This is a genomic window from Loigolactobacillus backii (assembly GCF_001663675.1).
GTDB classification, from domain to species: Bacteria; Bacillota; Bacilli; order Lactobacillales; family Lactobacillaceae; genus Loigolactobacillus; species Loigolactobacillus backii.
The window spans coordinates 951,936-964,636 of sequence record NZ_CP014873.1; the positions used below are offsets into that span (position 1 = coordinate 951,936).

The 12,701-nt window shown below is 40.6% G+C and carries 10 protein-coding genes; 7 read left to right on the plus strand and 3 right to left on the minus strand.

What is annotated here, in order from left to right; genetic code table 11:
• Positions 1–118 precede the first annotated feature (118 nt).
• Positions 119–1,267: an amidohydrolase gene (locus AYR53_RS04050; RefSeq protein ID WP_068225833.1), complete on the plus strand. Its 1,149-nt coding sequence runs from the start codon at positions 119–121 to the stop codon at positions 1,265–1,267.
• Between the two features lie 58 nt (positions 1,268–1,325).
• Positions 1,326–2,624 (plus strand): O-acetylhomoserine aminocarboxypropyltransferase/cysteine synthase family protein, encoded by a 1,299-nt coding sequence (locus AYR53_RS04055; RefSeq protein WP_068225834.1) that lies wholly within the window; start codon positions 1,326–1,328, stop codon positions 2,622–2,624.
• A gap of 377 nt (positions 2,625–3,001) precedes the next feature.
• On the opposite strand, the gene AYR53_RS04060 is transcribed toward AYR53_RS04055, so the two are convergent.
• The 3 genes from AYR53_RS04060 to thrC all read right to left on the minus strand — a co-directional run bounded on the left by AYR53_RS04060 (position 3,002) and on the right by thrC (position 6,134).
• On the minus strand, positions 3,002–3,253 hold the full coding sequence (locus AYR53_RS04060; RefSeq protein ID WP_068225835.1) for a hypothetical protein: 252 nt from the start codon (positions 3,251–3,253) through the stop codon (positions 3,002–3,004).
• A gap of 265 nt (positions 3,254–3,518) precedes the next feature.
• Positions 3,519–4,457: an alpha/beta hydrolase gene (locus AYR53_RS04065; RefSeq protein WP_068279126.1), complete on the minus strand. Its 939-nt coding sequence runs from the start codon at positions 4,455–4,457 to the stop codon at positions 3,519–3,521.
• A gap of 186 nt (positions 4,458–4,643) precedes the next feature.
• Positions 4,644–6,134 carry a threonine synthase gene (thrC, locus tag AYR53_RS04070; RefSeq protein WP_068225808.1) on the minus strand — a complete coding sequence of 497 codons (1,491 nt, stop codon included), beginning with the start codon at positions 6,132–6,134 and terminating at the stop codon, positions 4,644–4,646.
• 724 nt (positions 6,135–6,858) lie between these two features.
• Here thrC and AYR53_RS04075 point away from each other — a divergent pair.
• The 5 genes from AYR53_RS04075 (at position 6,859) to AYR53_RS04095 (ending at position 12,540) form a co-directional block, all read left to right on the plus strand.
• The gene (locus tag AYR53_RS04075; protein ID WP_068279123.1) at positions 6,859–8,055 is read left to right on the plus strand and encodes a 2-isopropylmalate synthase; all 1,197 of its coding nucleotides are present in this window, start codon (positions 6,859–6,861) and stop codon (positions 8,053–8,055) included.
• Positions 8,052–9,092, plus strand: a complete 1,041-nt coding sequence (leuB, locus tag AYR53_RS04080) for a 3-isopropylmalate dehydrogenase (protein WP_068225806.1) — start codon at positions 8,052–8,054, stop codon at positions 9,090–9,092. The genes AYR53_RS04075 and leuB overlap by 4 nt, the downstream gene beginning before the upstream one ends.
• A 19-nt stretch (positions 9,093–9,111) precedes the next feature.
• A complete protein-coding gene (gene leuC / locus AYR53_RS04085) occupies positions 9,112–10,491 on the plus strand; it encodes a 3-isopropylmalate dehydratase large subunit (protein WP_068279119.1) in 1,380 nt (459 codons plus the stop codon).
• Positions 10,492–10,511: 20 nt separating this feature from the next.
• Positions 10,512–11,096: a 3-isopropylmalate dehydratase small subunit gene (gene leuD / locus AYR53_RS04090; protein WP_068225804.1), complete on the plus strand. Its 585-nt coding sequence runs from the start codon at positions 10,512–10,514 to the stop codon at positions 11,094–11,096.
• A gap of 151 nt (positions 11,097–11,247) precedes the next feature.
• Positions 11,248–12,540 (plus strand): MFS transporter, encoded by a 1,293-nt coding sequence (locus AYR53_RS04095; RefSeq protein ID WP_068279118.1) that lies wholly within the window; start codon positions 11,248–11,250, stop codon positions 12,538–12,540.
• The last annotated feature ends 161 nt before the right edge of the window (positions 12,541–12,701 follow it).

The following is a 12,701-nucleotide window of genomic DNA, read 5'->3' on the forward strand; positions in this document are numbered from 1 at the left end:
CACTATAAAAGTGTTTTTTTAAACGTTCTCTAGTTAAAGACAATTTAGAAGATTTACAAAAAATGGTTTTAGGTTTAATTAGAAAATTAAGGTTATTTTACAGAGATGGGTGAATCAAATGAGTGAATTATTAAATGAAACTTTATCCGCACAACTAATTGCGTACCGCCACTATTTTCATGAATATCCAGAATTATCAAGTAAAGAATTTAATACAACTAAGAAAATTCGTGAAATACTAACTAGCTGGGGAATTCGATTATTGCCAACAAATTTAAAAACAGGTGTTTTCGCCGAAATAGGCCAAAATGATGGTCCAATACTTGGGTTACGAGCGGATATTGATGCATTGCCGATTGATGAGGCGGCAAATGTTACATTTCGTTCAAAAAATCCAGGAGTCATGCATGCGTGTGGTCATGATACACACATTGTTTCTTTACTAGGTGGGGCATATTTATTAAAGCAGCAGGAGCAAGTGTTGCCTGGAAGAGTGAGATTAATTTTTCAATTGGCCGAAGAGGCAGATGAAGGTGCACTTCAGGTGATTCATGATGGAAAAATTAAGGATTTGGCCGCCATTATTGGCTTTCATAACACACCTAATCAGCCCGTTGGCCAAATTGGCTTTAGAGCAGGAATCACTAGTGGAGCAATTGATAAATTTAAGGTTACATTGACTGGTATTGGTACACATGCTTCTGCACCACAAAATGGTCAGGATCCAATTGTTGCATTAGGTGCCGAGATTGGCGCCTTACAAACCGTTATAAGCCGTCAGATTGATCCCCTACAAGGTGGGGTGCTGAGCATAACACATGTAGCGGCGGGAAATACGTGGAATATTATTCCCGAGACGGCCTTTTTTGAAGGAACAGTCCGAACGACTGATAAAAAGATTCGTCAAACCATCAAGACGCATTTTTTTGATATTGTCAATAATACGGCGAAGGCCTACGGAACGACGGCCACAATCACTTGGTATACTGGTGATCCGTCTGTTGATAATGATAAAGAGTTAACACAGATCATGATTGACGAAAGCAGTCAGTTTACGACAACGTATGATTTACAACCACGATTAGGAAGTGACGATTTTTCTTGTTATCAAACTTATATTCCAGGCGTATACGCAAATATAGGGAACGGCGGTACTGTCAGTAATCACAATTCACGGTTTACGGCCGCCGATGAAACGGTTATTTATGGTACTAAGTTTTTTGAACGTAATGCGATTAGATTACTCAAAGAGTTATCAACCAATTAATATTGCAACGCCACTGTTGTTAATATCAATTTATTAGACTTTAAAGGAGGAATCATTAGTGTCTGAACAAGATTACGATACATTGAGAATTCATGCGGGTTATCGGCCTAAAGAACATTTATATGCATCTTCCGTACCAATCTACGAGACGGCGGCATTTGGTTTAGGTGATGCTCAAACCGCGGAAGAAATTGCAGCGGGGGTTAAAAAGGATCGTTATAGCTATTCTCGAGTGGGCAATCCAACCGTCAAAGTCCTTGAAGATAGAATAGCAGCTTTAGAAGGTGGAATTGGTGCAGTTGCAGTTAGTTCCGGGATGGCCGCTATTTCATACGCAATCCTGAACGTTGCTGAAGGAGGTGGCCGTATCATCGCGCCAATCAATATATATGGCGCTAGTCTTGATGAATTTAGAACTCTTTTACCTAAATTTAATATTAATTTTGATTTTTATGATGAAGTTAACGATTTAAAGCGGGTCAAACAATTGATTCGGCCGAATACCAAGGCAATTTATGTTGAAAGTATTGCCAACCCAAGTACGGAAATCGCTGATATTGAAGGGCTTGCTAAAATTGCACATGCTGCAGGAATTCCATTAATTGTTGATAATACATTGCCGACATCTTACTTGTTTAGACCATTTACTTTTGGTGCCGATGTTGTGGTATATTCGTCAACCAAGGGAATTAACGGACATGGAAATGCGATTTCTGGCTTAATTGTTGATCATGGGCAATTTGATTGGACAAATGGGCATTTTCCTCAGTTTACGGAAGATGAGTTCATTTTAACCGGCGAGTCGCAAGATACCAGTACTAGTTTTTCAACTAAATTTGGAGCAAATGCATTTATTGCGCGGATCAAAATGAAATATGCGCGCTTATTTGGTGGCACTTTAGGCCCTTTTGATGCGTATTTAGCCTTATTGGGTTTGGAAACAATCTCAGAAAGGTTAACAAAGGAAGTGCATAACGCTACAGCTATTGCACAATATTTACAGACTAATTCACATATTGAGCAAGTTTATTATTCTGGAATTGATAAAGCTGATCCATTATTAGCCAAATATTTTCCTAAGGGTATCGGGGGTATTCTGTCCTTTAAAGTGGCAGGCAATGAAGAACAAACAAAAAAGATACTTGATCAAGTAAAAATCTTCAATTATTTACCGAATATAGGGGATGTCCGTTCTTTGATTGTTAACCCAACACGGGTAACACATCGAGAAATCCCCAAAAATATGTTATTAAGGCAGCATTTAACAAACGAAGTACTCCGCTTATCGATTGGTTTAGAAAATGTGGAAAATCTTATATCTGATTTAGATCAGGCAATTACGAAGGCTTTTCAATAAAGATCACAAATATTTTTTGATGGATAGTCTTGTTAGATGCTATCAAAAATAGGTTTAAAACGTTTGAAAAAATGGGTAATACTAATTTTATAAATTAGTTATTCCTGAGAAGTATAAAATAATAAATGCTTTGAAGGATTACGCTTATTTCAATGTACTCGATTTTACGTACCTGTATTTAATTTAAATTTATGTATAGAAAAGAGATCAATTCTTAAAGAAATTGATCTCCATAAATCAGGAGGCCGGGACAAAAGTCCAGGCCTCTTACTATTTTCGGGCATTACTCTAGAACGTGCGCCAAAAGTCTGGATTAGCCTACGTTACGCAGTAAATTCAAAACCGACTCTTATTCCACGCTTTTTTTCAATAATTATCTATTCGGCAACGGGTGCTATCCAGTCAAGTGCAAGTAATTGGTGAAAGTGGCGACCAACTGGGACCCAGAGCTGCGCGTGTAAAATATTTTTTAATGATTCCCAAAATAATGGGTCATCTTGTTGTTTTTCTGAAGTATTAATTGTGATTAATTCGCCAAGTTCGTCTTGGGCAATAACTTTAGGGTAGGCCACTTTAACAATTTTTGCAGCGATAATATTTTTAATTGTTTTTCCATCATCTAAGAGCATTAAAATCATCCTTTTCTTGTGTTCAATGCGGGTGCTTTCTTGATTAGAACAACTTCAGTTTATCGATTAGAGATGATGAAAACCGGACAAAGCTATGATAAATGTGTGACGGGTTGCTTAGGAATTATTTAAGTAGTCAAAGAAAAGCTTAAGTAGAAACGTATTAGCGTGTTCCAAAACCAGCGCGGGTGTGCTTGAAACCGCTTTTGCCAATAACGGCAACTGCGAAATAGAATCTAAGGTCTTTTTAAATATTTTCTAGCAATTAATTCGTAACTAAATACTTGGTTAAAAAATGGGCAACGTGGTTCTGATAACGAACAGGGTCTAGCCAGAAGCTTTCAACGTGAGAGGCACCCTTTACAATCCACAATTCGCGTGGGCCCTGAGTTGCGTCATAGTTACGAAAAGCCATGCTATGGGGAACATAAACGTCCTTATCACCATGAATAAATAAAATCGGCAAGTGATTTTTACTTAATTGACTAGTGGATTCAACATCGCTTAAGTAGTACCCCAGCCGGCGTTTATTGATCATGCTAACTAAAGGTACAAATGGATATTTTGGCAAGTGAAATTGTTTTCTAAGCAAATAGCTCAATTCGGCCTCAATACTTGAATAGCCACTATCGGCAATCAGAGCCTTGACTTGTGGCGGTAGCTTTTCGCCGCTCATCATTTCCACCGTTGCACCACCCATACTTGCACCGTACAAAACAATGACACTGTCAGTACCAAGTTTGACGATAATTTTATTCAACCATTCTAGATAATCAAGGCGATCTAACCAACCAAAATTGATGTAGTCACCAGCACTTTCGCCGTGGCTTCGGTCATCAGGTAGTAGGACATTGTAGCCAAGGTTGTAAAAAAGTTGGGCGTAATTCGCCATTGTTTCGCCATCACCCTTGTAGCCATGTGAGATAATGACCGTCTGCTTGGATGGTTTAGGCGCCGGAATAAAATTAGCAACTAATCGATTTTCAAGATCATCAGGGTGAAGCACCCATTTTTCTTTTGGAATTTGTTTATACCAATCAACGTAATGGTAGTAGGCAGTTGCGTATTTTTGCTTATCAGCAGAAGTCTCAGGAATGTAATCAACGCGCTTAAAAGCGTAATCGAATAGTCGTAAACTAGCAGCAAGGGCGCTAGAGGCGACAACTGCCGGTGCGGCCAACTCAAGGATTGTTTTTTTCTTCATTTTTTTGGCCACCTCGTAAATTTAAAGATACAGATTGCAACAGTTATTATAAACTAATTTCCTTTCATTTGTCAGTTAACGTGCTCACGGACCGTGTGGGTGGGAAGACCCATTCTGTCGTAAAAGAAAATTGGACAATAAAAGACCGGGATAAATTTAATTTTATCCCGGTCAATTAAATGGTAATTAAACGCCTAAAATTTCTGCGATTGCCTCTTGCATCGCATTTGGTTCTACTATTTGCTTGTGCAAAACTGGTGCGCTTCGCAGTTGTTCAATTGGTTTGGGTAGTGGCAAATTAATGAAGCTAGCCAGTGTTTCATCGGCCGGAATACCATCAACTGGTGCCGCCTTGCCGGATAGAGCTTGTAATACCGGGTTAGGAAATTTAAATGGACTAGCCGTTGAAACGACAACTGTTAAGGCTTTATCGCCAGTTGCTTCGTGATATTTACGGGCTACAGCAGAGGCAACAGCAGTATGGGGGTCAATCGTATACTGATTTTCCCGGAAGACACGATTAATTTCGTTAGTTGTCTCTAATTCGCTAGCATAATCCGCGTAAAAATCATCTAAGCTACGCCGCATATTATCGTTAACTTGATAGTTGCCAGTTTCGTTAAGTAACTGCATAAAAATTCGGGTTTGCTGATCATTTTTCCCACTAAGTTGGAAAATTAAGCGTTCAAGATTACTTGAAACAAGAATATCCATTGATGGCGAGGTTGTCACGTAGAACGGACGATTTTTGTCGTAGACGCCACTATTAAAAAAGTCAGTCAGAACATTATTTTTATTTGACGCACAAATTAATTTACCAATCGGGAGGCCAATTGCTTTGGCGTAATAAGCCGCCAAAATATTGCCAAAATTACCCGTTGGAACAGAAAAATTAACTTTATCGCCATTCTTAATGGCACCTTTTTTGAGTAACTGCGCATAGGCGAAGACGTAATAGGCAATCTGTGGAACCAAACGGCCAATATTAATCGAATTAGCCGAGGAAAACTGGAAATCTTTGGCGGCTAATTGTTTCCGAAACAAGGTATCATTAAAGATTTTTTTGACGTTAGTTTGTGCTTGATCAAAATTACCATCAATTCCCACAACGTGCGTGTTGGCACCAGTTTGCGTGACCATTTGTTGCTTTTGGATGCTGCTGACACCGTCTTTAGGGTAGAAGACAATAATTGAGGTTCCGGGAACATCGGCAAAGCCAGCCATAGCGGCCTTGCCCGTATCACCAGAAGTTGCCGTTAGAATGACAATCTCCTTATCCAGATGATTCTTCTTGGCGGCGGTAGTCATTAAATACGGCAGAATTGATAATGCCATATCCTTGAAGGCTAACGTTGGACCGTGGAAAAGTTCAAGAAAATAGCCGTCTTCAGATTTTTTTAACGGCGCAATGGCTGGTGTCGTAAATTTTTTATCGTAAGCCTTATTAATACAATCGCGTAATTCCTGTTCAGTAAAGTCAGTTAAAAAGGCGTGTAAAATTTGGTAAGCAACCTCTTGGTAAGGCGCATTGATTAATTTAGCAAAGTTAAGTTCAACTTGGGGTAGGTCAACAGGTACAAATAGGCCACCATCGGGAGCGAGTCCCTGTAAAATTGCCTGCGAGGCAGTTAATGCCTTTTCTTCAGGGCCACGAGTACTTCGATACAAGATTTCCATAGGTGATACCTTCCTTTGCATTTCTATTAATGAGAAATCAGTTAGAGTGTTTACCAAAATAATACCATATAACGTCCTTAAGTTGCGCTTATAAGTGAAAACATTAAGTAATTTTAGTAACCAATTGAAGAATGCTGTAGACGGTAAAAACTTTTTTAACCGCGTTTACACTAAGGAGACCAAGGAGATCCTAGTAAAAGTATCTTCTAATCACGATTTAGTTACTAAAATGGGCCTTAGAATTGTTATGGAGCAGTGTGAAAAATTGCTTCATACCTATTATCATTTTAGTGTAAGCGCGTCAATTAACGTTTAACAAGCAAAAAAATTAGGAAAATGTCTGCACGATTATAAAAGCATTAATAGAAGATTAATTTAATATTATAAAACGAGTTGACATTTCACATTTAGACGATTAATATAAATACCAACAACAAATAAAGTGTTTAAAGGAGGTCATCAATATGAATTATTTTTCAACTGCAAAATTGAATAAATCTAACCAAGAGATGGCCACTTTAGCACTTGCCCTACTCCTCTAACCAGGACTCTACACATCATCGTGTTGAGCCCTATTCGCGTTAGGAAGTAGGGCTCACAAGCAAAGCATTCAAGCCGAGCACCCTACTTTTTAAGTAGGGTGCTCGTTTTATTTTTCAGAGGTGCGTGTACTAGCGACAATTTACACGCTAACTAATTGCAAATAGAAAAGGAGAGCTTGAATATGAAAAAAATCCAATTTTTTGATACGACGTTACGCGATGGTGAACAGACAATTGGGGTTAACTTTAGCATTCAACAAAAGGTTGCAATCGCTAAACAATTAGAGAAGTGGGGCGTTGACGTGATTGAAGCAGGCTTTCCAATTGCTTCACCGCAAGACTTTGAAGCCGTCGCGGCCGTTTCAAAGGCTGTTGATCACACGATGATTACAGGGCTGGCTCGGTGTAAAAATGCCGACATTGATTCGTGCACCAAGGCAACTAAGGACGCCGCGATTAAACAAATTCATGTTTTTATTGCAACTAGTCCAATTCATCGCGAATCTAAATTACACATGACTAAAGAACAAGTGATTGAAAGTATTAGAGCACACGTCAGTTACGCCAAACAATTTTTTGATATTGTTCAGTTTTCACCTGAAGATGCAACTCGAACCGAACTTGATTTTTTAGCCGAGGCTTGTCAAACCGCGATTGATGCTGGAGCGACCGTTATCAATATTGCCGACACGGTTGGCTACACAAATCCAATTGAATACGGGCATCTATTTCAATACTTACAACAACATATTCAACAGTTTGATGACATTATTTTTTCTTCTCATTGTCATAATGACTTGGGGATGGCCACGGCCAATACGTTAGCTGCCATCGAGAATGGTGCGACCCGGGTCGAAGGGACGATAAATGGGATTGGTGAACACGCTGGTAATGTAGCCTTAGAACAAATTGCGGCTAATTTCTACGTCCGCAAAGACTATTATCAGTGCACCGACAACATCAATATGAAGGAAACGAAGCAAACAAGTGAAATGGTCAGTAATTTTGCTCAGATGCAAGTCGCCAATAATCAACCAGTAACAGGTGTTAATTGTTTCTCGATTGAATCGGGTATTCACCAAGATGGTTATCTGAAAAATCCGCAAACTTATGAAATTTTAACGCCAGAAACCGTGGGTATGAAAGCAACGGCATTGCCATTAGGTAAATTGTCAGGTAGTCACGCAATTATGGTGAAGTTAAATGAGATGGGTTATGACGTTAATCGGGAAGAAATGCGAACTATTTTTCCAATTTTCAAACGAATTGCTGATCAAACTAAGTTGGTTTCGGAAGATGATTTACACCGGATGATGACCGCCATTGCAAAAGATGGTGCCTGTGAAGAAACAGTTGTAAAGGAAGTGGTTTCGGCATGAGTTATGAAATTGCAATTTTGCCAGGTGATTACATTGGACCAGAAATTATGGCGGCCGGGCTAAAGGTTTTTGCAGCAGCGGCTAAGGTCACAAATTTTAATTATCACACTACCACGTACCCATTTGGCGGGGCGGCAATTGATCAGGTTGGTGAGCCACTACCGGCAGCAACTATTAGCGGTACCAAGGCGGCCGACGCAATTTTATTGGCAGCAATTGGTGGGCCTAAATGGGATCAGGCGCCTAAACGACCAGAGCAAGGATTACTAGCAATTCGCAAAGCCTTGAATTTATTTGCCAATATTCGACCAACTCACGTTAATCCAGCACTAGTTCAACGCTCACCGTTAAAGGCAGAAATTGCACAGGGGACTGATTTTGTTATTGTTCGTGAACTAACCAGCGGCATTTACTTTGGTGAACCACGCTACCAACACGCTGCTGAGGCACTTGACACAATGTATTATTCTCGTAAAGAGATTCAGCGTATTTTAAAGGCGGGTTTTGAACTGGCCAAGCAGCGGCGCCAACACGTTACAGTGGTCGATAAAGCAAATGTCCTAGCAACTAGTAAATTGTGGCGAGCGATCGCAAATGAGATGGCAACAGATTATCCCGAAATTCGGTTAGATTTTGAATATGTCGATGCCGCGGCAATGAAAATTGTGCAGCAACCCACTAATTTTGATGTGATTATTACAGAAAATTTATTTGGTGACATTTTAAGTGACGAGGCGGCAACGGTTACTGGTTCACTTGGCACAATTCCTTCCGAGAGCCGGGGTGATAGCGGCCCAAGCCTTTACGAACCAATTCACGGATCAGCGCCAGATATTGCCGGCAAAGGAATTGCTGATCCACTGTCGATGATTAACTCGATTACCATGATGCTGCGGAACTCGTTTCAGGAAACTCAGACAGCAGATTTAATTGATGCTGCGGTGACCGCAACACTGCAAGAAGGAATTCTTCCACCAGATTTAGGTGGAAAGGCAACAACGCAAGTAATGACGAAAGCAATTATTCAACATATTTAAACGAAAGCAGGTTTTTAAAATGGCACAAACAATGTACGACAAAATTTGGAATAAACACGTTATTAGTGGTAAAGCGGGTGAACCGCAATTAATCTACGTTGATCTTCACCTAGTTCATGAAGTAACGTCGCCGCAGGCTTTTGAAGGATTACGGGAAAACAACCGTAAAGTTCGGCGACCAGATCGTACATTTGCAACCATGGATCATAATGTACCAACTGAAGATATTTTTAACGTTAAAGACGTTATTTCCCGTAAACAAATGGACACTTTACGAAAAAATTGTACTGATTTTGGCGTTCGTTTGGCGGCAATTGGCGAAGAACAGCAAGGAATTATCCACGCAATTGGACCGCAGCTAGGGTTGACCCAGCCTGGTGAAGTCATTGTTTGTGGGGATTCGCACACTTCCACGCATGGTGCCTTTGGGTCGATTGCCTTTGGGATTGGAACTTCAGAAGTGGAACATGTTTTCGCAACCCAGACGATTTGGCAGGCCAAACCGAAAACAATGGGAATTCACGTTCATGGTGATTTTCAAAAGGGTGTTTACGCTAAAGATTTAGTTATGGCGTTAATTGCGCAAAATGGCGTTGATTTTGGAACGGGTTATGCGATTGAATTTTACGGTAACACGATTGAAAATATGTCGATGGATGAACGGATGACTTTATGTAATATGGTGATTGAAGGTGGTGCCAAGAGCGGGATTATTCGCCCGGATCAGACGACCTTTGATTACGTAACTGGTCGCGAATACGCACCAAAAGATATGGCCGCCGCTAAAGCATACTGGCAACAATTTTATACGGATGACGAAAGTGCTTTTGATGACCGAATGGACTTTGATGTTTCTAGTCTGGCACCTTACGTTTCTTGGGGGACTAATCCGGGGATGGCCGTTCCGATTGATCAGCCATTTCCAGAGCCAAAAGATATTAATGACCAAAAGGCTTATGACTATGAGGGCCTGAAGCCAGCGCAAAAGCCAGAAGAAATTGATATTGGTTTTGTCTTTATTGGTTCTTGTACTAACGGGCGTTTATCTGATTTAAAAATTGCCGCTAATATTTTAAAAGGGCGGCACATTAACCCAAAGATTACGGCGTTAGTTGTGCCGGCTTCTCGAGCCATTCGTGAAGAGGCCGAGCGACGGGGATACGATAAAATTTTCAAGGACGCTGGTTGTGAGTGGCGTGAACCTGGGTGCTCGGCATGTCTGGGAATGAATCCAGATCAAGTGCCAGCCGGAGTACATTGTGCATCAACTTCTAACCGTAATTTCGTTGGTCGCCAGGGAGTGGGGTCAATGACCCATTTGGCAAGTCCAGCAATGGTTGCAACGGCAGCAATATACGGGCACTTTGTTGATATTCGTAAACAAACAGTTACGGCTTAATTCAGAAGGGAAGAGAAAAAATGGAACCAATTACTGTACATACAGGAAAATCAGTTGCTTTAATGCGAAATGATGTCGATACTGATCAAATTATTCCGAAACAATTTTTAAAGAATATTCTAAAAACTGGTTTTGGTATTCACCTTTTTTATGATTGGCGCTATTTGAAAAATGGTCGGCCAAATCCTGATTTTATTTTGAATCAACCAACTTCAAAGGGAGCCACAATTCTAGTAACCGGGAACAATTTTGGTTGTGGTTCTTCACGTGAACACGCTGCTTGGGCATTAAAGGATTGGGGGTTTAAAGTTATTATTGCCGGCGGTTACAGCGATATTTTTTACATGAACTGTACTAAAAATGGTCTACTACCAATTGTTTTACCCCAAACGGCCCGCGATATTTTGGCCAAGGCGACGCCGGAAGAGACAATCACGATTGATTTGGTGCACCAACGCGTAAAGTACGCTAACCATGAATTTACTTTTGAAATCAATCCAACTTGGAAAGACAAGTTTTTAAAGGGAACTGATGATATTGATTTAACGATGACTTACGAAGACCAAATCACAGCATTTGAAGCAAAGATGCCGGTATTTGACTAAAAAATAGGCCTTTGCGCAAAATGTTTCTAAAAGAATGAGGAGGACCATGTTTCGAGTGCGCAGTTTAAGCGCTAGGAGAATGGCTATCATCCGAAGATAATTAGTTTGCGTGTCAACGCAAAGTGTTCCTATAAAATGAGGAGGAGATTCAATGGCAGCTCAAGCAATGAGTTTAGAACGGCGACTGGACCATACCAGCACAACGCCACTTTTTTATAAAATTTTTGCATTAGTTTCTGGAGGTATGTTTTTGGACGCCATTGATGTTTACATGGCAAGTGGTGTTGCCAGTGTTCTCCTGAAATCTGGCTGGTCAACTTTAATGAAAAACACAGTATTTTTATCAGTTGGGTTCCTTGGCCTCTTTATTGGCTCGTTGTTGGCCGGTTTTATTGGTGATTTGCAAGGCAGGCGCAAGGCCTATCAGGTCAATCTTGTTTTATTTGGCGGATTTACTTTTATTGGGGCATTTGCACCCAATATGAGCTTCTTGATTTTTTGTCGGTTTATGAGCAGCGTTGGGCTTGGTTCAGAAATCGTAACGGGCTGTTCAATGCTAAATGAATTTGCACCGATTAAATCACGGGGACGTTGGTGTGCGGCTGCTTCCTTAATTGCTAACTGTGGTGCACCGATTACGATGTTGCTGTGTACGTTGATTATTCCTCGTTTTGGCTGGCGGATTATGTTCGTGATGGTCGGAATTTTTGCAATTGTGTTATGGATTTTACGCCGCGATATTCCGGAATCCCCACGTTGGTTAATCGCACACGGTAAGCGAGAACAGGCGGCCGCCATTATTGAAAAATTAGAAGACAATCAACCAATAATTGAGCAAGAAGAACAGGCCAAGGCACCAGCCGTTCACACCCCAAGGCTTGGAATTAGTTTACTAGTCGCAATTGTTGCCGTTTCAGCGACGATTATTTGCCAGTACACTTTTACAACCTGGGTGCCAACTTTATTGATTAAACGGGGAATTAATGTTGTTCACTCACTTGGATTTTCAACGATCATGATGTTAGGTGCGCCAGTTGGTGCCGCGATCGGTACTTTATTGGTTGATCGAATTGGTCGAAAATGGGTAATCGTTCCAAGTTTTATTCTAGTAGCAGTGTTTGGCATGCTATACGCTTACCAAACTACTTCTGTCGGTGTAATGATTGTTGGCTTCTTCTTAACCTGTTGTTTTTACGTTTTAATGGCCACCGTGGTCGCCGTCTACGTTGCTGAATTATTTCCAACTACTTTTCGTTTTCGTGGTTCCGGCATTGCTAACGGTATTGCAAAATTATTTACCGTTGCCATGCCGTACGCGGTAACTGCATTTTTGACCTGGTTTAGTCCCACGTTGATTTTTGTTATGATTAGCGGAATTGCTTTAATTGCGGCGGCTGTTGTCTGGTACTTTGGTCCAGAAACAAAACAGAAAATAATCGAATAACAAATAAGGGAGTTGGATAAAAGTCGGTTTGGAGTTTACGTTACGCAGTGAATCCAAATTTTTAGCGCATATTCTAGAAAATAGTAAGCGGCTGTGAAGTGAACCCCCGGTATTAGATTTTGGTCCAATACCGGGGGTTCACTTCACTGAGACAAAAGTCC